Source organism: uncultured Gilvimarinus sp. (genome assembly GCF_963972205.1).
Taxonomy (GTDB): Bacteria; Pseudomonadota; Gammaproteobacteria; order Pseudomonadales; family Cellvibrionaceae; genus Gilvimarinus; species Gilvimarinus japonicus.
This window is the reverse complement of record NZ_CAXAUC010000001.1, coordinates 736,349-757,334: the sequence shown is the minus strand read 5'-3', so window position 1 is coordinate 757,334 and position 20,986 is coordinate 736,349. Positions and strand designations below refer to the sequence as shown.

General features: G+C 53.5%; 21 protein-coding genes. All 21 read left to right on the top strand.

The genetic code is table 11. The annotated features are described in order from the left end of the window. The first annotated feature begins 11 nt into the window (after window positions 1–11). Window positions 12–1,382 (top strand): flagellar protein export ATPase FliI, encoded by a 1,371-nt coding sequence (gene fliI, locus AACY82_RS03275; protein WP_339615596.1) that lies wholly within the window; start codon window positions 12–14, stop codon window positions 1,380–1,382. Continuing rightward, window positions 1,375–1,821: a flagellar export protein FliJ gene (gene fliJ / locus AACY82_RS03270; RefSeq protein ID WP_339615328.1), complete on the top strand. Its 447-nt coding sequence runs from the start codon at window positions 1,375–1,377 to the stop codon at window positions 1,819–1,821. The genes fliI and fliJ overlap by 8 nt, the downstream gene beginning before the upstream one ends. A gap of 126 nt (window positions 1,822–1,947) precedes the next feature. Next, on the top strand, window positions 1,948–2,253 hold the full coding sequence (locus AACY82_RS03265) for an STAS domain-containing protein (RefSeq protein ID WP_339615327.1): 306 nt from the start codon (window positions 1,948–1,950) through the stop codon (window positions 2,251–2,253). Between the two features lie 12 nt (window positions 2,254–2,265). After that, on the top strand, window positions 2,266–3,975 hold the full coding sequence (locus AACY82_RS03260; protein ID WP_339615326.1) for a fused response regulator/phosphatase: 1,710 nt from the start codon (window positions 2,266–2,268) through the stop codon (window positions 3,973–3,975). 88 nt (window positions 3,976–4,063) lie between these two features. After that, entirely contained in the window at window positions 4,064–4,405 is a 342-nt protein-coding gene (locus AACY82_RS03255; protein ID WP_339615325.1) for an Hpt domain-containing protein, read from the top strand. Window positions 4,406–4,623: 218 nt separating this feature from the next. Next, window positions 4,624–6,144 carry a flagellar hook-length control protein FliK gene (locus AACY82_RS03250; protein WP_339615324.1) on the top strand — a complete coding sequence of 507 codons (1,521 nt, stop codon included), beginning with the start codon at window positions 4,624–4,626 and terminating at the stop codon, window positions 6,142–6,144. 222 nt (window positions 6,145–6,366) lie between these two features. After that, window positions 6,367–6,903, top strand: a complete 537-nt coding sequence (locus AACY82_RS03245; RefSeq protein WP_339615323.1) for a flagellar basal body-associated FliL family protein — start codon at window positions 6,367–6,369, stop codon at window positions 6,901–6,903. A 12-nt stretch (window positions 6,904–6,915) separates the two neighbouring features. Continuing rightward, entirely contained in the window at window positions 6,916–7,923 is a 1,008-nt protein-coding gene (fliM, locus tag AACY82_RS03240) for a flagellar motor switch protein FliM (RefSeq protein ID WP_339615322.1), read from the top strand. Next, window positions 7,913–8,353: a flagellar motor switch protein FliN gene (gene fliN / locus AACY82_RS03235; protein ID WP_339615321.1), complete on the top strand. Its 441-nt coding sequence runs from the start codon at window positions 7,913–7,915 to the stop codon at window positions 8,351–8,353. The genes fliM and fliN overlap by 11 nt, the downstream gene beginning before the upstream one ends. A 1-nt stretch (window position 8,354) precedes the next feature. After that, window positions 8,355–8,900 carry a flagellar biosynthetic protein FliO gene (gene fliO, locus AACY82_RS03230; protein ID WP_339615320.1) on the top strand — a complete coding sequence of 182 codons (546 nt, stop codon included), beginning with the start codon at window positions 8,355–8,357 and terminating at the stop codon, window positions 8,898–8,900. After that, window positions 8,890–9,750, top strand: a complete 861-nt coding sequence (gene fliP, locus AACY82_RS03225) for a flagellar type III secretion system pore protein FliP (protein ID WP_339615319.1) — start codon at window positions 8,890–8,892, stop codon at window positions 9,748–9,750. Before fliO ends, fliP begins: the two co-directional genes overlap by 11 nt. Window positions 9,751–9,759: 9 nt before the next feature. Beyond that, the gene (gene fliQ, locus AACY82_RS03220) at window positions 9,760–10,029 is read left to right on the top strand and encodes a flagellar biosynthesis protein FliQ (RefSeq protein ID WP_339615318.1); all 270 of its coding nucleotides are present in this window, start codon (window positions 9,760–9,762) and stop codon (window positions 10,027–10,029) included. 4 nt (window positions 10,030–10,033) lie between these two features. Further along, window positions 10,034–10,816: a flagellar biosynthetic protein FliR gene (gene fliR, locus AACY82_RS03215; RefSeq protein ID WP_339615317.1), complete on the top strand. Its 783-nt coding sequence runs from the start codon at window positions 10,034–10,036 to the stop codon at window positions 10,814–10,816. Then, on the top strand, window positions 10,816–11,952 hold the full coding sequence (gene flhB / locus AACY82_RS03210; protein ID WP_339615316.1) for a flagellar biosynthesis protein FlhB: 1,137 nt from the start codon (window positions 10,816–10,818) through the stop codon (window positions 11,950–11,952). The genes fliR and flhB overlap by 1 nt, the downstream gene beginning before the upstream one ends. A 102-nt stretch (window positions 11,953–12,054) precedes the next feature. Next, on the top strand, window positions 12,055–14,256 hold the full coding sequence (gene flhA / locus AACY82_RS03205; protein WP_339615595.1) for a flagellar biosynthesis protein FlhA: 2,202 nt from the start codon (window positions 12,055–12,057) through the stop codon (window positions 14,254–14,256). Window positions 14,257–14,276: 20 nt separating this feature from the next. Beyond that, window positions 14,277–15,653, top strand: coding sequence for a flagellar biosynthesis protein FlhF (flhF, locus tag AACY82_RS03200; RefSeq protein WP_339615315.1), 1,377 nt, complete (start codon window positions 14,277–14,279; stop codon window positions 15,651–15,653). Window positions 15,654–15,749: 96 nt separating this feature from the next. Then, window positions 15,750–16,577 (top strand): MinD/ParA family protein, encoded by an 828-nt coding sequence (locus AACY82_RS03195; protein WP_339615314.1) that lies wholly within the window; start codon window positions 15,750–15,752, stop codon window positions 16,575–16,577. 3 nt (window positions 16,578–16,580) lie between these two features. Further along, window positions 16,581–17,324: an RNA polymerase sigma factor FliA gene (locus tag AACY82_RS03190; protein ID WP_339615313.1), complete on the top strand. Its 744-nt coding sequence runs from the start codon at window positions 16,581–16,583 to the stop codon at window positions 17,322–17,324. A 139-nt stretch (window positions 17,325–17,463) separates the two neighbouring features. Continuing rightward, window positions 17,464–17,847 carry a chemotaxis response regulator CheY gene (gene cheY, locus AACY82_RS03185; protein ID WP_339615312.1) on the top strand — a complete coding sequence of 128 codons (384 nt, stop codon included), beginning with the start codon at window positions 17,464–17,466 and terminating at the stop codon, window positions 17,845–17,847. A gap of 37 nt (window positions 17,848–17,884) precedes the next feature. After that, window positions 17,885–18,679, top strand: a complete 795-nt coding sequence (locus tag AACY82_RS03180; RefSeq protein WP_339615311.1) for a protein phosphatase CheZ — start codon at window positions 17,885–17,887, stop codon at window positions 18,677–18,679. Between the two features lie 11 nt (window positions 18,680–18,690). Beyond that, window positions 18,691–20,955, top strand: coding sequence for a chemotaxis protein CheA (locus AACY82_RS03175; RefSeq protein ID WP_339615310.1), 2,265 nt, complete (start codon window positions 18,691–18,693; stop codon window positions 20,953–20,955). Window positions 20,956–20,986 lie beyond the last annotated feature (31 nt).

The window sequence follows — 20,986 nt, the reverse complement described above, 5'->3', positions numbered from 1 at the left end:
TCTGGTATCGCCTGCGTCCCTATCTGCCAGATCCTGTCCCTGTCGTGCCTGAAGCCGAAGGGCGCTTGGTGCGCTCTGTGGGGCTGACGTTGGAGGCGGTAGGGCTGAACTTATCGGTGGGACGGCAGTGTGTCTTGTTATCGCGCGACGGCCGCCGGGTCGAAGCCGAAGTGGTGGGTTTTTCTGGCCAGAGCGTTTTTTTAATGCCGGTAAAACGTGTCGAGGGGCTAGAGCCCGGTGCCCGCGTGATTCCGTTGGCCCACAGTCAGGCGATGCGGATTGGCCTACAAACCCTCGGGCGTGTCATCAATGGTTTAGGCCAACCGCTCGACGGCAATGGTGCTCTGCAAGGGGGCGACTTTCTCGACTTTTCCCCCAGTGACATCAACCCACTAAAACGTCATCCCATCCACGAGCCACTCGATGTGGGTATTCGGGCCATTAACGGCTTGATTACCGTGGGGCGGGGCCAGCGAATGGGCTTGTTTGCCGGTAGTGGTGTGGGCAAAAGCGTGCTGATGGGGATGATGACCAAATACACTACGGCCGATGTCGTGGTGGTGGGCCTAGTGGGCGAGCGCGGTCGCGAGGTAAAAGAGTTTATCGACCATATTCTGGGGCCCGATGGCATGGCCCGCGCCGTGGTCGTCGCATCGCCGGCTGATGACGCTCCCTTGATGCGGCTGCGCGCCGCGCAGCTGTGTAGCCGTATTGCCGAATACTACCGGGATCAGGGTTTAAACGTATTACTGCTCATGGATTCACTCACCCGATTCGCGCAAGCCCAGCGTGAAATATCGCTGGCTATCGGTGAGCCTCCGGCTACTAAAGGCTATCCGCCATCGGTGTTTGCTCGCATCCCCGAGTTGGTGGAGCGCGCGGGCAACGCCGCTGAAGGTGAGGGTTCAATCACCGCGTTTTATACCGTGTTAACCGAGGGGGACGATTTACAAGATCCCATCGCCGACGCTGCTCGCGCTATTTTGGATGGCCATATTGTGCTCTCGCGCCAGCTGGCGGAAGAGGGCGTTTATCCCGCCATCGATGTTGAAGCCTCCATTAGTCGCGCCATGCCCCAGATTGTTTCGGCGAGTCACCTAACGCGTATGCAAAAGTTTAAGCAACTGCTGGCGCGCTACGAGCAAAACCGCGACTTAGTGGCAATCGGTGCCTACACGGCGGGCTCCGATCCGCAAACCGACGAAGCCATCGACAAGTTTCCGCGCTTGCGCCAGTTTATCCAGCAGTCACTCACCGAGGCGGTGAGTTTAACCGAGGCTCACAAAGGCCTAGCCGATTTGCTGCAACCCAACGCGCAGCCCGCTCGTAAAAGCCCGCTGGCGGCCGAACATGGCCGGGCCAATGGACCCGTAAATGGCTAGGCAACGCTCAGAGCGGCTTAAAGTTGTGCTTAAAGTAGCGGAGCACCACGAACGTGAAGCTGCGGGGTACTTGGCTCAGTATCAGCAGCAGCTAAGCGCTGAGCGGCTACAGCTAAGTCAGCTGGATGAGTACCGCACCAGTTATTTGCGGGAATACGGTGATATCACAGCGGTTCATACGGCGGCCGATATGACGCGTTACAGTGATTTTATCCAGCGTTTAGTGGGGGCAATGGACGAGCAGGTTCGCAAGGTAGAGAGTGCCCGCGAACAGTGTGAAAAAGTCCAACAATATTGGCAAGTACGACGCCATAAACGCAAGTCGCTAGAGTCGCTGATTGAGCGTTTAAAGGCCAGTGAGAGTGCGGAGCTTGATCGCAAGCTGCAAAAAGAGCTGGATGAACTCGCCAGCCTTAACCGTCAAAACCCACCTTATTAGATCTATTGTTAGCGGGCAAAATAGTCTATTCTTGGGGCATTGGGCGGTTATGCCCATAGGCGAACCACCAGGGAATATCCGCGCGTTATTGAGGCGTGAACAACAGGTAAATAAGTGAGGCGAGTTATGACAGTCACGTCGACGGTTAACAGTGACGGCAGCGAACTGACCATTGTGATTAAAGGCCGGTTTGATTTTAGCGCCCATCAGGATTTTCGCGGCAGCTACGAGACGCTTTCTGCCAAGCCGGACCGCTTTGTTATCGATATGGCCGATACCGCCTACTTAGACAGCTCGGCACTGGGGATGTTACTGCTGTTGCGCGATTACGCCGGTGGTGATGCGGCTCAGATCACTATAAAAAATGCCAGCAGCGATGTTAAACGAATACTGACAATATCTAATTTTGAACAGCTGTTTAGCATCGAATAGCGTTGCTAAAGTATGCATCCGAGCAAAGATGAACGGCTGATTACCGTTTTAGTTGCTGACGATACGGCAACTGACCGGGTCATTCTCGAGGCGATTTTGCGCAAGCAAGGCCACCGTGTGTTAAGCGCCCAAGATGGTGAGCAAGCGGTAGAGTGCTTTCGCACGGAGCGGCCCGATATTGTCCTGCTAGACGCCTTAATGCCAAAGCTAGATGGCTTTGATGCGGCGCGTCAAATCAAGTCAATTGCCGGTGAAGAGCTGGTACCGATTTTATTTCTCACTTCCCTGACCGATACCGACTCGCTGGTCCAGTGCCTTGAGGCGGGCGGCGATGATTTTTTATCCAAACCTTATAACCCGGTTATTCTGCAGGCCAAAATACGGTCGTTTTTTCGCATGCGCACGATGCAGCGCACGATGCTGGAGCAGCGCGACCAAATTGCTCAACACAACGAACATTTTTTGCAAGAGCAAACCGTCGCCAAGCAGGTGTTTGATAATATTACCAGCGGTGGCCATGTTGACGCCGAACATTTGCGTTACTACCTGTCACCGCTGGCGGTGTTTAATGGCGATGTCATGGTGGCATCGACTACGCCGGCGGGCAACTTAATGGTTTTACTGGGCGATTTTACCGGCCACGGGCTACCCGCGGCTATTGGCGCTATGCCCCTTGCCACAACGTTTTACGGCATGGTGGACAAAGGCTTCGCCATGTCCGATATTCTCGCGGAAATTAACGGCAAATTAAAAAGCATCTTGCCCGTCGGACTTTTCTGTTGTGCGGCGATGGTTGAAATGAACTTTCGTAAAAACACGGTGCGCATATGGAACGGCGGTTTACCCGCCGCCTACGTGTATCGCAAAGATGGTAGGGTTGAGCAAATTAAATCGACCCACTTGCCCCTTGGCGTTTTAAATAATAAAAAGTTTAAGGCGGACCCCGCACTAATCACCATGGCGCACGGTGAGCGCTTGTATCTGTGGTCTGATGGTATTCACGAGGCGCGCGATGCAGAGGGCGAAATGTTCGGCGAGGAGCGTCTGCTGGCGGCCTTTGCGAAAAACCAAAAGCCGCCGGCTTTGTTTGATGAACTGCTTCAAAATGTAAAAACGTTTGTCGGGCACGGCCAAAAGAGCGACGATTTATCGTTAATCGAGCTGTTAATGGCGCCGCTTAGTTCGGCCTATGTTACCCCCGGTGCCGAGCAGGCGACGTCTCAATCCCAGTTGGCAGAGTGGAGTTTGGTGTTTGAGGTAAAACCTTCAAGTTTTGCCATATTTGACCCATTGCCGTTGCTGCTTAGCGTGTTGCTTGAGGTTCCCGGGTTGCGCAACCACAGCGGTACTTTGTACACGATTATCTCCGAGTTATACACCAATGCATTAGAGCATGGCGTGCTGGGCTTGGATTCGTCCATCAAGGACGATCCGGAGGGGTTCGAGCGCTATTATCAGTTGCGCCGCGAGCGCACTCAGGCGATCAAAGAGGGCTACGTTAAAATTACATTGGCGCACAAAACTCATACCGAGGGCGGCTCGCTCGCCATTACCGTTGCCGATAGCGGACGAGGGTTTGTGCCCAATGAGCGCACCGAACAAACCGGGAACGAATACAGCGGGCGCGGTCTAAAACTGGTCGAATCGCTATGCGACGCATTAGAGGTTCGCGGCGCGGGCAACGTCGTCGCGGCGACTTATTGTTGGCATACCGACGATTAACGCCTCGCAGTGAGATCCGCATCACTTGATGCCCCGAGGTAAAAGGTTTACAAGTGATACTCAAAATAAGCCCGATTAGGGAGAGACTATGAGCGACAGGCAATTAATCGATCACGATACCTTATCGACATTGCAGGAGGTTATGGAAGACGATTTTGCTCGACTTATCGAGACCTACCTTAATGACTCTGAAGATCGCCTGAGTGCTATGCAAAAAGCACTGGCCAGTGGGGATGGCGAAGCCTTGCGCCGCGCCGCTCACAGTTTTAAAGGTAGCTGCAGCAATATCGGTGCGGCTACTTTGGTGGCGCAGTGCCAGCATATTGAGTCAGCTGCGGCCAACAATCGGTTAACGGGCCTTGAAACGGCGCTGGTATCGCTACAGGGCGAGTTTAGCCAGGTGCGTCATCAGCTCGTGGTGTATCAATAAACGCTCGGTGGCGCCTTGTCTGGCTCGCATATACGCGAGGCACAAGGTGTTGAGTCATCATGAACCTAGGCCCACGTTTCCTTCCCAGCTTACCTACCTGAACCTCTGATTTAACCTTATTGTTCGGTTTGGCACTTTGCTTGCTATTACCATCCTGTATCCCAAAAAATTGTTTGCAAGCGGCAAATGCTTGCCGCCCATGGCCTACAGGAGCACTCATGGCAACGAATGAACCGACTCTTCTTAGCATGTTGTTGCGGCCGCAGGGCGCGGTGCAGAGCAGCCAATCTCGGGCTGATGCCAGCCGCGATGCGCAGCTGTTTAGCGAGTCGCTTGATACCGCCTACCGGGACCAGCGCACCAGCCGATCGGATGTGAGCGAACGCTCTAGTAATCGGTCAGCGGCACAATCAGATTCGCAGTTTCGAGACGACCAGCGCAGTCAGCGGCTGGCCGGTAACAATGATCGGCAAACCGCGCATCTTGATGAGCGAGCCCAAGCCCGGGAGCGCGCCGCTGATTTAGCACAGTCACGCAGTTCCAGCGCTGAATCGCAAGATCGCTTAAGTGCACGCCAGCGAGAAGCGCTGGATCGGTTAGAGCCCGAGCAGCGCGAGGCGGTCGAGGCACTGCCGCCGGCAAAGCAGGCGCAGGTGCTGGATGAGTTGGCCGATAGCGCTGAAAACGGGCTGAGTGATGACTCCTTGAGCGCTATTCTTAACGGGCTTGACCCGCAGTTGCGCGAGCAGCTGCTGGCGTTGATGCAATCGTTAACCGATCAAGCGGCCGCCGGCGCGCAGACGGAGACGCTGTTGACGCAAGTTGAGCAGGCCAGCGAGGCGGGGCAGATTCCCCCTGAGCTTGCCGCCTGGCTCAGCGATCAGCTCAAAGCCGGAGCAAAAACCGCCGGTCAGGGGGTTGAGTCTGTGTCCGCTCGTCTAGATGCCATGCAAACGAGTTTGAAGCAGGCGTTGGCGAGTGTGAGTACCGCACCGGCTGCACCGGGCGCCAGTATCGCTAAAGAGGGCAGCGCAGCGCTGGGACTAATGGAGCAGTCGACGACACAGCAGGCGGCCAATGGGCAACCTGTTTTTGCCAAAGAGATGCTCACAAGCTTGGATGGTCAGCGTGAGCAGGGGGCCTTGCTCGAGACCGCTAAGCTGCACAATTTGCTGGCGGGGCGCGGGGAGTCTGTTGATCGCCCCACCGCAGGCAGTATTACCGCATTAACGGAATCTTTGGGTCTTGCCAACCGCACTGTCGCCACGCCAGCCGCTCCTAAAATGGCTGCGCAAGTACTGCCTGGTTTTAACCAAAGTGGTTGGGGCGATGCCGTGGGGCAAAAAGTGCTCTGGATGGCCAAGCAAAATATTACCAGTGCCGATATGCGCCTTGACCCGCCCGATTTAGGCACCATTCACGTGCGGGTGTCGATTCAAAATGATCAGGCTCATGTGAGCTTTACCAGCGCCCAGCCAGTGGTGCGGGAGGCGCTTGATCAACATTCGGCGCGTCTGCGCGAGATGTTAACCGAGCAGGGAATGACCAGTGTGGATGTTGATGTATCGGATCAACGCTCGTTTGCCGAATCTGATCCTCGCGCCGGTGGCGACGAGGGAGCGCGTCACTCCAGCGGATGGTCGGCAGGTGGCAGTGAAGGCGACGCTGAAGATGAGCTAGGCGCGGCCGCTAATCTCACCCAACTTGGCACGGTATCGCTGATCGATCATTACGCTTGATAAGCGATCAGCGGCGGTGGGCGGCGGGTTCGCTGCCCACCGTGCCGCTTTTATTACTGCACACCAGTATCCCTCTGTATAAACTACTCCTTTCGTTTATCTCCTTTTGCGCGCTAGTGTTTTTGTCTTGTGCCAATCCTTTGTGGCGCTTGCTATGCTATCTTGCATGGCACGGCTATTGCTCGTAGCCTTACAGAACAATGTGGATGACGGATATTTGACATGGCAGAAGACGAGCCCGAAAACTCGGGGGAAGACGCGGAGCAGGGTGAACAAAGCCCCCCCGCAAAAAATAAGAAAAAGTGGATTATTTTGGCACTGGCGCTACTGGTGTTAGTGGCGATTTCAGTGGCGGCCACGTTATGGGTGCTATCAGATTCAGACGAACTGCCCGAAGGTGAATCCGATGCTGAGCCGGTCGCCGAAGAGCCCGCTCGTGAGGCCGCGATTTACTTTCCATTAAAACCAGAATTTATTACCAGCTTTGAGGTGCGCGGCCGGCAGCGTTATATGCAGGTCGAAATGAACTTAATGTTTCGCGATAACAGCGCGGTCAGCGATATAGAGTTACATATGCCCGCGATTCGCAATGCTTTAGTTATTTTACTGCGCGGACAGGTATATCCCGAGTTACAGACGCCAGAGGGCAAAGAATTACTGCGTCAGCAAGCATTAAACACTGTGCGTGACGTGCTGGAAGAAGAAACCGGAAAACCCGTGATTGAACAGGTGTTGTTTACCAATTTAGTGTTGCAATAGAGGCGACCCCAAGTGCAAGACTTACTGACACAAGACGAAATTGATGCCTTACTCCATGGCGTCGATGAAGGCGACATAGAGACTGATGGGGACTTAGAGCCCGGTGCGGTCCGCTCATACGATTTAACCAGTCAGGATCGTATAGTTCGCGGGCGCATGCCAACCCTTGAGATGATCAACGAGCGCTTTGCCCGTTACACCCGTATCAGCATGTTCAATATGTTGCGGCGCACCGCGGATGTTTCGGTCGGGGGCATCCAAATACAAAAATTTGGCGAGTACGTACACACGCTGTACGTTCCCACCAGCCTCAATATGGTCAAGTTTCGACCGTTGCGGGGCACCGCTTTGGTCATATTGGATGCCCGGTTGGTGTTTAAGCTGGTCGATAATTTTTTTGGCGGCGACGGCCGTCACGCCAAAATTGAAGGGCGAGAGTTTACTCCGACCGAGCTGCGAGTGGTACAAATGGTACTCAACCAAGTGTTTGTCGATCTAGGCGAGGCTTGGAAGGCGGTAATGCCGATTGAGTTTGAATATATTAATTCAGAGGTTAACCCATCGCTGGCAAATATCGTGAGCCCGAGCGAGGTTGTCGTCGTTAGCACATTTCATATCGAGTTGGATGGCGGCGGTGGTGATTTACATCTGACGATTCCCTACTCAATGATTGAGCCTATTCGCGAAGTGCTCGATGCCGGCTTACAAAGTGACTCAGATGAGCAAGACGATCGCTGGGTAAAAGCGTTGCGGGAAGATGTGTTATCGGCTCGGGTAGAGCTCGAGTGTGAAGTGGTTAACCGTGAGATAACCTTGCGGGATATCGTTGATTTAGATGTGGGGGATATTATACCCGTCGAATTTCCGCCGCATCATGTGCTTACCGCGAACGGCGTGCCGGTGTTTCGCACCGAGTTAGGCCAGCGCAAAGGCAACCTTGCCTTAAAAATTAAAGAGTTTATCGATCATAGCAGTGCGCACAATATCAGTGTCGCCGAAGGAGGCCCCAATGGCAAATGATGACGAAACAGGCGGCGGTGAAGATCTCGATCAACAGGCGATGGCCGACGAGTGGGCGGCTGCGATGGAGGAGCAACAAACAGTCGATGAAGAGGTTGAGGCGCCAGCGGCTGACGATAGCGCGATGGCACTTAATGAGCTGGAAAATGAAGGCGCACCAAGGGAGTTGGGCCCTGAGTTAGATTTAATTTTAGATATTCCTGTGAGTATCTCTATGGAAGTAGGCAGCACCGCCATTACCATTCGTAACTTGCTACAGCTAAATCAGGGCTCGGTGATTGAGCTGGACCGCCTTGCGGGCGAGCCATTGGACGTAAAAGTAAATGGTACCTTGATTGCTCACGGTGAAGTGGTGGTGGTGAATGAAAAGTTTGGCATCCGCATGACGGATGTTATCAGCCCTTCCGAACGTATTAAAAAGTTACGCTAACATGAAGAAGCTGTTTACGTGGGGCTTCGCAGGTGCCGGGATTAGCGTACTTGTGGCGCCCGTCACTTGGGCCGTGGAATCGGCCACCGGTACGGCCACTATTACTGCTGCTAGTAGCAGTAGTGCCGTCAGCACGGCTGCTGTTGCGCCCGTTGGTGCCGATACTCTGGTATCCGTACTGCTCGGATTACTGGGTATTATTGCCTTGATATTGGCGCTTGCCTGGTTTGCCAAACGGGCTGGTGCAACTGGCTGGTCGCGCTCCAGGGATATGAAGGTGGTGGCGAGTTTAGCGCTAGGCACCCGCGAGCGGTTGTTAGTGGTCGATGTTGCCAACACGCAAATTTTGTTGGGTGTGACGGCGCAAAGCATTAATCAGCTGCATGTGTTTACCGAGCCCGTCATTAATACCGATGGCACTGCCAGTTCGGATTTTAGCCAAAAACTAAAAAGTATTATGAAGGGACAGGGGGTTGGTGCCGGATCGGGCCGCGAGCAAAACCATACTGAGAATAACGATCAACAAGGCCATAAAAATGCACACTAATCGGCCTTTAGAATTCTACGCTGGTTTTTTTTCTGCGCGCTATTTGCTGCTATTTTTACTCCTGTTTACTGCCTTGTTGCTGAGCACTCAGGCGCAGGCGCAAAACCCCGAACCTCTCGCACCTACGCCATCGCAGCCGGCTGATATTGCCGGCAGTGCGCTTCCTGCGATACCTGGTTTACCGGCATTTACTGTGACGACGCAGCCCGATGGCAGTGAAGAGTATTCGGTAACACTACAGATTCTTGGCATCATGACGATGCTGACGTTTCTCCCGGCGCTGTTGATGATGGTGACATCGTTTACACGCATTATTATCGTCTTTGCTATTTTGCGCCAGGCGTTGGGGTTGCAGCAGTCACCGTCTAACCAAATACTGATTGGCCTATCGCTGTTTTTAACGCTATTTATTATGCAGCCGGTTTTTGAGCAGGCTAACGCCGAAGCGCTGCAGCCTTATATTAACGGCCAGATTAACGCTCAGCAGGCGCTGGCGTCGGCTTCGGAGCCTTTTCACAGCTTTATGTTGGCGCAAACTCGCGAGAGTGACATTGCCCTGTTTGTCGGTATTGCCGGTAACGAGCCTATCGCCACACCGCAAGACACACCGTTTTCGATACTGGTACCGGCGTTTGTCACCAGTGAACTAAAAACCGCGTTTCAAATTGGCTTTATTATTTTTATTCCCTTTTTGGTCATTGATATTGTGGTTGCCAGCGTGTTGATGGCCATGGGGATGATGATGTTGTCGCCGCTGATTGTGTCATTGCCGTTTAAAATCATGCTGTTTGTCCTGGTCGATGGTTGGGCTATGATTATCGGCACCTTAGCCGCAAGTTTTGGCGTGTAGGAGGCAGACGTGACTCCCGAAATCGCACTCAGTTTATTTGCCGATGGCTTGTACTTAACCATATTGATGGTGCTGGTGATTGTCGGCCCAAGTTTGATCGTTGGGTTGGTGGTGAGTATGTTTCAGGCCGCGACGCAAATTAATGAACAAACCTTGAGTTTCTTGCCGCGTCTGATTGTGATGCTGATTACCATCATGGTTGCTGGTCACTGGATGGTGATTCGCCTCAGTGATCTGTTCAACCGTCTGTTTAACGCCATTCCGCAACTCATCGGGTAGCGTGGTGGAGCCTCTCGTACTCAGTGAGACGGCCCTTTATCAGTTTATTGGGCAATATTTGTGGCCCTTTATGCGCATTGGCGCGATGTTTATGGCGGTGCCCATCATTGGCGCCCGCACCGTTCCCGCTCGCGTGCGCTTAGTGTTGGCCCTATTGGTGACGGCGCTGGTAAGCCCATTATTGGCACCGGCGCCGACAATAGAGCTGCTGGGTATGCCGGCGATGCTGCGAGTATTACAAGAGGTGTTAATAGGGCTGGCGCTGGGGTTTAGTTTTCAGGTGGTCATGCATATCTTCGTGCTCTCGGGGCAGTTAGTCGCCATGAAAATGGGGCTGGGCTTCGCGTCAATGAATGACCCTAGCAACGGGATTTCAGTTACGGTGCTGTCGCAGTTCTATTTATTGCTCTCTACGGTATTGTTTTTGATTTTTAACGGTCATTTGCTGGTGATTGATTTAATTGTGCGCAGCTTTGACAGCATTCCTATTGGTACGGGTATCGGATACGGTGAGTTTGCCATGATTGCCGGTATGGGGTCGTGGTTGTTTAACGCGGCCTTGGTGTTTGTTTTGCCGCTGTTTACCGCGTTGCTGGTGATCAATATGGCGTTTGGCATTATGAACCGCTCAGCACCGCAAATTAACGTGTTTACCGTAGGGTTTCCGATTGCGCTGATTTTTGGCTTGATTTTTATGTGGCTAAGCTTGGTGGCTTTTATCCCTTACTTTCGCAATGTTTTTGACGCAGCGGCGATTTTTGCCGAGCACCTGTTGAGGCTTCGCTGATGGCAGAAGGTGGCGACGACAGCAGTCAGGAAAAAACGGAAGAGGCAACCCCCCGAAAACTTGAGAAAGCCCGGGAGGACGGCCAAATACCGCGCTCGCGTGATTTAACGACGACGTTTATTCTGCTGGCCGGAACCATTGGCCTTTATAGTTTTAGTGAGTCCATTTCTGGCAGCATGATGGGCTTGTCGAAAAATAATTTTAGCCTCAGTCGGGTCGAGGTGTTTGATACGGAGGCAATGTTTGCCCATTTAGTCAGCTCCTTTGCCGAAGGCTTGTTCTCGCTTATCCCTCTGTTTATTTTACTTTTGATTGCCTCGGTGGTTGGGCCTATCGCGTTAGGTGGCTGGCTGCTGAGCGCCAAAGCTATGGCGCCCAAATTTAACCGCATGAATCCAGGCGCTGGTCTTAAACGAATGTTCTCTTTTAAGGCTCTGGTCGAATTGGCGAAATCGCTGGGCAAGGTGGCCACCGTTATGGCGGCGGCCATTTTGGCGTTAAAGCTGTGGCAGCAGGATATTTTACAGCTCGCGGGCGAAGAAACTCAGTCTGCGGTGGTGGAATCGTTAAAAATCAGTGGGATTACCACAATTTTGATGGCAGCGGTAACGATATTAATTGCGTTGGTTGATGTGCCGTTTCAGATTATGGACCACAGTAAAAAGCTAAAGATGTCTAAACAGGAAATAAAGGACGAGCACAAAGATAGCGAGGGTAAACCCGAGGTAAAAGGCCGAATCAGGCAGCTGCAGCGCGAGATGGCGCAACGTAGAATGATGGCCCAAGTACCTGATGCCGATGTGGTGATTACCAACCCGACCCACTATGCCGTTGCGCTAAAATACGACCCCGAGAAAATGGCAACCCCGGTTATGTTAGCCAAAGGCGGTGATCAAATAGCGCTAAAAATACGTGAAATTGCCAAGGCCAACGGCGTGGAGATTATCGAGTCGCCGGTGTTGGCGCGCTCTATTTTTCACACCACCGATATCGATGAGGCAATCCCCACTGGGCTGTACGTGGCGGTTGCCCAGGTATTAGCCTATGTTTTTGGCTTGCGCAATTACCGCCGGGGGCAAGGCGAGCGGCCGCCGTATCCACGGGTCAATGTGCCGCGAGACTTGCGCTACGATTAAACTCGGTTGCTTTTACTAATTATTCTACCTCTTCCGTAAAACAGGTACGCTTCTTGCGATACCCCTGGTGTTATTCACTTGGGGCGTCAAAAAACCGTACATATGGCCATATCACTCGGACAGTTTAATAAAGAGAACGGCAAAAACGCGTTGCTGCAACTGCAGGGAATGGGCCAAGGCAATATTGGCATTCCGGTGTTGTTGATCATGCTGTTGGGCATGATGATTCTGCCAGTGCCGGCGTTTATGCTGGATGCCTTCTTTTCCTTTAATATCGCTCTGTCCATCGTTGTTCTGTTGGTTGGTATTTACGCCATGCGGCCGCTGGATTTTGCCGCGTTCCCCACTATCTTATTGGTCGCCACCTTGATGCGCTTGGCTCTCAATGTTGCCTCTACTCGCGTCGTCTTGCTCAATGGGCACGAGGGTGGCGATGCCGCTGGTAAAGTTATTCAAGCCTTTGGTGAGGTGGTCATTGGCGGTAATTACGCGGTAGGTTTGGTGGTGTTTTTGATCTTAATGATCATTAACTTTGTCGTGGTGACCAAAGGTGCTGGCCGTATTTCTGAGGTAAGCGCCCGATTTACGTTGGATGCCATGCCGGGTAAGCAAATGGCGATTGACGCCGACTTGAATGCTGGCCTGATTGATCAGGAAGAGGCGCGCCGGCGTCGGGAAGATGTCGCCAGTGAGGCAGACTTTTACGGCGCAATGGATGGTGCCAGTAAGTTTGTGCGCGGCGATGCTATCGCGGGTATTTTGATTCTGGCGATTAACATTATCGGCGGTATCGGTATCGGCATGGTGCAGCATAGCCTTGAGTTTTCCGATGCGCTGGAAAAATACGTACTGTTAACCATCGGTGACGGCTTGGTTGCGCAAATCCCCTCGCTGTTGTTGTCGACTGCGACGGCTATCTTGGTAACCCGGGTCAATAGTGCGCAGGATATGCGCACGCAAGTGCTGACCCAAATGTTTGACTCTCCCAAAGCCTTGCTGATCGCAGCTGGGATTTTGTTCATTATGGGGGCGATTCCCGGCATGCCTCATGTCGCCTTTTTAGGGCTCGCTATTATCTGTGGCGCGCTGGCGTACTTTATTCACTGGCGCAAAGGTCAGCCTGAAGCGCTGGATGATGATTATATCCCCAAAAATCAAAATCGCCGCGCAACCAGTGCGCCAACTTCGGGTGGCCAAGCTCAAATCGCCGAGCCCGCCACGGCCTTGCCGCCAGGCGAGCAAGCGGTGGAGCTTAACTGGGACGATGTGCAACCGGTGGATATTATCGGCCTAGAGGTAGGCTATCGCTTGATTCCCATGGTCGATAAAAGTCAAGGCGGGGCGCTGCTGGGGCGTATTAAAGGGGTACGCAAAAAACTGTCGCAAGATATGGGCTTTTTAGTTCCCACGGTTCATATCCGTGACAACTTGGAGCTGGTGCCCAATGGTTATCGTCTGACCTTGATGGGCGTAACGGCGGCGGAGGCCGAGGTGCATCCGGATCGCGAACTGGCCATTAACCCCGGTCAAGTGTTTGGCGAGCTGGAGGGCATTAAAACGCAGGACCCAGCTTTTGGGTTGGATGCGGTGTGGATCGCCAGCTCGCAAAAAGAGCAAGCGCAAACTCTGGGTTATACAGTGGTGGACGCGAGCACCGTGGTCGCAACGCACCTGAATCAAATATTGCAGCAGCATGTGCACGAGCTGCTGGGGCATGAAGACGTACAAAAGTTGCTGGATATGCTGGCTAAGTCATCGCCCAAATTAGTCGAAGAGTTGGTGCCCAATACCTTAAGCCTGAACACCCTGCTTAAGGTGCTGCAAAACTTACTGCGCGAGAAAGTTGCCATTCGCGATCTGCGCTCAATCGCCGAAGCTTTGGCGGCGCATCCCAATAAGAGTCAAGATCCCGCCGCTTTAACCGCTGCGGCGCGTGCCGCGCTGGGTCGCCAAATTGTCCAAAACATCGTAGGGACGGCGCCTAGCGTGCCGGTTATCACCTTAAGCCCCGAGCTGGAACAGTTATTGCTGAATACCGTAGTACAAGCTCAAAAAGCTGGCGCTGATGACGGCGCGTATGTAGAGCCCGCACTGGCGGAAAAACTACAGCGCTCGTTACTGGAGGCGTCACAGAAGCAAGAAGCGGCCGGTAAGCCGGCGGTGCTATTAGTCGCAGCTCCTCTGCGTCCGATGCTCTCGCGCTTTTGTCGCCACAGCTTGCCAGACATGCCGGTACTGGCTTACACAGAAATACCGGATAACAAACAAATTACGATCGAAGCGTCAGTTACGGCTGATCGCTAAGTGCGGGAAGAGGGTAAAACATGCAGGTAAAACGTTTTGTTGCGACAGATATGCGGCGCGCCCTTGAGTTGGTGCGTCAAGAGCTGGGCTCAGACGCTGTTATTTTATCGAGCCGTCGGGTGCGCGAAGGGGTCGAGATCTTAACCAGCGCCGCGAACACCCCCGTTACCAACGCGGCGCCTGCGGTCTCTGCGGCGGCGCCAGCAGCGGCAACCGAGGCCGCCGTGTTCGCAGGCGTCGGCGGCAACAAGTCAGCTCTGAGTGCCCGCGAGATTCACGACGAAATCGCGCTTGCCAGCCGCCAGCGAATGGCCCGACAACAGGCGGAGGCATCGGCTGACGAATTCTTGGGGAGTAATCAAGTGGTCAACGCCGGTATTGCCCGGCGAAACGCGGCCCAGACAGAGCCGCAAAATGCGGCACCGGCGCGAGTACAAACCGCAGCCGAGCGCTACGGCTTGCTTGACGACGTTGCCCCCAGCAGCACTAACACCAGCAAAAATAGTGATGAGATTGGCCAGCTGCACGAGGAAATTGCGCAAATGCGTGAGCTGTTAGAAGAACAGCTTAGCCGTCTTGGGGCGCCCCCCTCTGGCCCCAACAGTGGTCAAGTGGCGAGTTTAATCCGCCGCTTTGAACGTATGGGTTTTGCGCCCAATGTCTGCGAGCCACTGTTAAAGCAACCGTTTAAAAGCCGAGTGTTGGCAAAAGCTTGGCCCGAGGCCATGGCGCGAATGGCGAAAGCGGTACCTGTAATCGATCAGGATTTTACGGCGAGCGGCGGCGTGTTTGCGCTGGTTGGCCCCACTGGTGCAGGTAAAACGACCACTATCGCCAAACTTGCCGCACGTTACGTGCTTGAGCACGGTGCCGACAAGGTAGCATTGGTAACGACGGATACCTATCGCCTGGCGGGGCACGATCAACTGCGCTCGCTGGCAGCGATTTTACAGGTGCCTGTCAGAGTGGTTGATGACAATAATTCACTGTCGAGCGTGCTGCGATCGTTGCGTCGCTGCGATCTGGTACTGATCGATACCCCTGGGCTGCGCCACGGCGCACCGGAGTTAAAACAACAGATGGCGCAATTGGCTGGTATTGCCAAAATTCAAAGTTTATTAGTGCTGCCGGCCAACAGCCAGGCGCAGATGCTGCAAGCCTCTCGTCACGCGTACAGTGCGGCCGGCTTGAGTGGTTGTATTCTGACTAAGTTGGACGAGACTGCCAGCTTGGGCGAGGCGATGAGCTGCGCCATTGGGTCAAACCTGCCAATCGCCTATACTACCAATGGGCAGGACATTCCCGCCGATATCGCGCCGGCGCGAGGCCATCAATTGGTAGCGACAGCGGTACAGTTGGCGCAACTCAGTCAACACAGCGCGCAAGCGCGCGGCTAACGGCGCGTGGCGCAGGGCGATCGGTGGTGCCGATAAGCCTCAGCAGACAACGAGTGCGTGTTATGCGCGCAATTAGTACATAAAGAGACCAATAACATGAGCCAAAGTCGCCCAGTTCAAGTAATCGCGGTGAGTGGTGGTAAAGGCGGTGTCGGAAAAAGCAATATCTCGGTAAACCTTAGTATCGCGTTAGCACAGATGCGGCGCCGGGTAGTGCTAATGGATGCCGACTTGGGCCTGGCGAACGTCGATGTACTTTTAGGTATTACCCCCAATTTCACACTGGCGGATGTCCTCGCAGGTACCCACAGCCTTCAAGAGGTGCTGGTTACCGGCCCCAGCGGCGTCAAAATTGTACCGGCGGCCTCTGGCGTGCAGCGTATGGCACATTTAAGCGAGGCAGAGCACGCCGGCTTAATTACCGCGTTTAGCGAGCTGAGCAACCAAATTGATGTGCTAGTTATCGATACGGCGGCGGGCATCTCTGACTCGGTGGTGAGCTTTGCGCGGGCGGCCAATGAGGTTTTAGTGGTCGTGTGTGATGAGCCATCGTCAATCACCGATGCTTACGCCTTAATCAAACTGCTTAACAAAGAGTACGATGTACAGCGTTTTCGAGTGGTGGCCAATATGACTCGTACCGCCGCTGAGGGGCAGCAGCTGTTTAATAAACTAAGCGGTGTCTGTGAACGCTTTTTAGATGTTGCGCTACAGTATGTAGGGCAGGTGCCGTTTGACGAGTCTGTACGCAAGGCCGTGCAGCGTCAGCAGGCGGTACTGGAATACGCGCCTCACTCAAAAGTGGCGCAAGCCATGCGGGTGCTGGCCGAGCGGGTCGATAACTGGCCGTTACCCGCTGGGCCAAGTGGGCGATTAGAGTTTTTTGTCGAGCGGTTGTTGCAGGTAACAGCCCCGGAGTATTGATCCATGAACGCGGCAAACGGGTTATCTATGTACACGGAGACAAAAGAGCAGAGCACTGAGATTCGGATAGAGGATTACGCCGATCTCGTCAAGCGAATCGCCTATCATATGATGGCGAGAATGCCTGCCAGTGTACAGCTTGATGATTTGGTTCAGGCTGGCATGATTGGACTACTGGAGGCCTCGCAAAAATACGATGGTAGCAAAGGCGCAAGCTTTGAGACTTACGCGGGTATTCGTATTCGCGGCGCAATCGTCGATGAGATGCGCCGCGGCGACTGGGCTCCACGCTCAGTTCACCGCAACAGCCGCCGGGTAGCCGAGGCGATTAGCCGGGTAGAGGGGCGCGAAGGGCGCGACGCCGAAGATGCCGAAGTGGCCGCCGAACTCGAGATCGAGCTCGATGAGTACCACAGTATTCTCAATGACACCAACGCCAGCCGCTTATTTAGCTACGAAGAGACGTTTGATGACGACGCGAGCGCGGTCGATATCGCCACAACCAGTGAATTTGCCAATCCCCAAGAAACTTTTACCTCATCCAGCCTAAAGCAATCGCTCGCGCAGGCGATAACCCTATTGCCGGAGCGAGAAAAGATGGTGCTGGCCCTGTATTATGATCAGGAGCTGAACCTTAAAGAGATTGGTCAAATTTTAGGCGTTAGTGAGTCTCGGGTTAGCCAGATACACTCTCAGGCGGCTGCGCGACTGCGAGCAAGGTTGTCAGATTGGGGTAGAACTGATTGACCAATGGAGAAATTCCCAGTAATTTCTCGGCTCGCTGGCAATTAGCGTTACCGTTTGTTGTAAGAGCATCGGTGCACTGCCGGTGATACCATCGAATATTGAGTTAAATACACTCCCGGGCGGGTAGACGGAGGACGCATTGGATAAAAACATGAAGATTCTCATTGTCGATGACTTTTCGACAATGCGACGGATCATTAAAAACCTGTTGCGCGATTTAGGTTTCGCCAATACCCACGAGGCAGATGACGGTGTTACCGCACTGCCAATGCTAAAAGGTGGTGGGTTTGATTTTTTGATTACCGACTGGAATATGCCGGGCATGAGCGGTATTGAACTGCTGCGCGCTGTGCGTGGCGATGAAAAACTCGGCTCTTTACCGGTGCTTATGGTAACCGCCGAGGCCAAGCGCGATCAGATCGTTGAGGCCGCTCAAGCGGGTGTGAATGGCTATGTGGTGAAACCTTTTACGGCTGCGGCCTTGAAAGAAAAGATCGAAAAAATCTTCGAACGTGTCGGTTAAACTCCGCTCGTTACGTTGTAAACAATAAGGCACAGCGATGACTTCTGATATACAAGAAAAGGACAATGAATTTTTTGTCAAAGAGATCAAAGAAAGTGCCGGCCTGTTGGTTGAAAAATTACAAGGCAATGACTTTGACGAGGCTTCACGGCTAATTGAGTCCATTACAGAGTCTCGCAATAAACATTTGTATCAGTCCGTCGGTCGTTTGACGCGCGGTTTGCATAACGCCATCGTAAACTTTAACGTTGAAGGCGACCTTGATGGCGAGCCCCCCTCGATTGAAACCTCCGAAATCCGCGATGCCTCCGATCGATTGAAGTACGTAATTGAGCTGACGCAAAAGGCGGCCGACAAAACCATGGACATGGTAGAAGAGGCCGCTCCTATTGCCATGAACCTTGGGCAAGAGGCGAAGTCGCTGCGTACCGAGTGGGTTCGTCTAAAAGACGGTGACATGAGCGCTGAGGAGTTTCGCTCGCTCTATTCGCGGATGGATGATTTTCTTGGTCAGATGGATTCCGGCACTGAGTTGTTGGGACGTAACCTGCAAGAAATTATTTTGGAACAGGGCTTTCAGGATTTAACCGGCCAGGTGCTAAAGCGCGTAATGGCATTAATATCTGAGGTCGAGCAAGACTTGGTAAGTCTGGTGCGAATTGCGGGCCAGGTAGAAGAGATTACAGGTTTGCAAGTGGATGCCGATAACGAGGGTAGAGCGCGAGTTACTGATCGTGCTAACGGTGAAGGTCCACAGATAGATACCAGTAAAAACGATGTGGTTTCCAGTCAAGATGATGTGGATGACTTGCTTTCCAGTCTCGGCTTTTGAGGGTTTCGTAAATGGGGTTTAGTGAAGACGAAGAAATTCTCCAGGACTTTTTAGTAGAGGCGGGAGAAATACTTGAAAACCTCTCTGAACAATTGGTTCAGCTCGAGCGTCAGCCCGATGACGCCGACCTTCTTAATGCTATTTTTCGCGGCTTTCATACGGTAAAAGGTGGCGCTGGCTTTTTACAGCTAACCGAAATGGTTGAGTGCTGTCACGTTACTGAAAACCTATTTGATATTTTAAGAAACGGTAAGCGCACCGTGACCCCCGAGCTGATGGACGTGGTGCTTGAGGCGCTTGACGTTATTAACCAGCAGTTCGATCACGTCTCGCAAGGTCAGCCGCTAAACGCGCCGGCCCCAGAGTTGATTGCTACCTTAGAACGACTGGTGGCCTGTGAAGATCTGCGCGAGCCAGCTCCGGCAACCGCAGAGCCAGAACCCCCTGCCGTAAGCGCCCCCAGTAAAATTCGCGCCAGCAATGATATTACCGACGACGAGTTTGAAACCTTGTTGGATGCCTTAAGTGGAGATTCAGCGGGCGCGGCGGCTGGCGATAGTGGTGAAAGTACGACCCAAACGTCTTCCTCGGCAAGCGACGATATGAGTGAAGATGAGTTTGACGCGCTGCTGGATCAATTACACGGTAAAGGGCAGGGCCCAGGCGTTGCCGCCCCGGCACCGACGAGTGCAACCTCAAACGATAACAATATCAGCGACGACGAGTTTGAGGCGTTGCTTGACGAGCTGCACGGCAAAGGCAAAGCGCCCACGGTTGCGGCCTCAGCCACCGAATCGGCCGCATCTCACTCTGGCGCCACAGCCGCTGGTGATGAAATTTCAGATGATGAGTTTGAAGATCTACTCGATCAGCTGCACGGCAAAGGCAAAGCGCCTAGCGTTGCTGGCGCCAGTTCAGCGCAATCGTCCGCGGCGGCGCCTGCCGAGGTGGGCGCAAGTGATAAGCCCGAGCAAGCGCCCCCTGAACAACCGCCAGTAGCCAAGGCAGCGCCTGCGGCAAAGCCCGCTGGGGCCGGCGCAGCGGTCAAACCGCAAGCCGCGCCGGCGTTACAAGCGCAAGACGCTAACGCCAAAAGCGCAGCCCAAGGTGAAACGACGGTGCGGGTGGATACGCAGCGGCTGGATGAAATTATGAATATGGTGGGCGAGCTAGTGCTCGTTCGCAATCGCCTTGTTCGTCTTGGTGACAGCGCCCAGAATGAACCGTTAAGTAAAGCCGTTGCCAACTTGGATGTGGTGACGGCCGACCTACAGTCATCGGTGATGAAAACCCGGATGCAACCCATTAAGAAAGTGTTTGGGCGGTTTCCTCGGGTGGTGCGTGACTTAGCCCGCAGCCTGAAAAAAGATATTACCTTAGAAATGGTGGGTGAAGAGACCGACCTAGATAAGAATTTAGTAGAAGCATTGGCCGACCCGCTGGTTCACTTGGTGCGTAACTCGGTCGATCACGGCATTGAGTTGCCCGAGGTGCGCGAAGCGAATGGCAAGCCCCGTCAAGGCCGTGTGGTGTTGGCCGCCGAGCAAGAGGGCGATCATATATTGCTGTCGATTACCGACGATGGCGGCGGGATGGACCCGGATAAGCTGCGCCAAATTGCCGTCAACAAAGGGCTATTTGACGAAGATGCCGTGCAAAGGCTGACGGACGCGGAGGCGTTTGATTTAATTTTTGCGCCGGGTTTCTCAACTAAAGTAGAGATCTCGGACGTGTCTGGTCGCGGTGTCGGCATGGACGTGGTAAAGACTAAAATCAACCAGCTGAATGGCTCAATCGAAATTCAATCGACGATGGGCAAGGGCACTCGCATCAATATTAAGGTGCCGTTAACGCTCGCCATTATGCCGACCTTGATGATCATGCTGGAGAACCAAACCTTCGCCTTACCCTTGGTCAGTGTGAATGAAATTTTTCACATGAACTTGCGAAAATCCCATGTGGTCGACGGTCAAGAGTGCGTTGCCGTGCGCGATCAAGCGATCCCTATTTTTTACCTTAAGAACTGGTTGGTTCGTGGCGCCAGGGTTGATGCGCGCTCAATGGACGAAGGTCATGTCGTTATTGTGACTGTTGGCACCCGCCGCGTCGGCTTTGTCGTCGATCAGCTTATTGGCCAGGAAGAAGTCGTGATCAAACCTTTGGGGCAAATGCTGCAAGGGACGCCTGGGATGGCCGGTGCCACTATTACCGGCGACGGCACGATTGCGCTTATACTTGATGTGCCAAGCTTACTTGCGCATTACTCAAACTCGTAACGGCTGACCTAAAAAGCCAGCCTTACTCGCG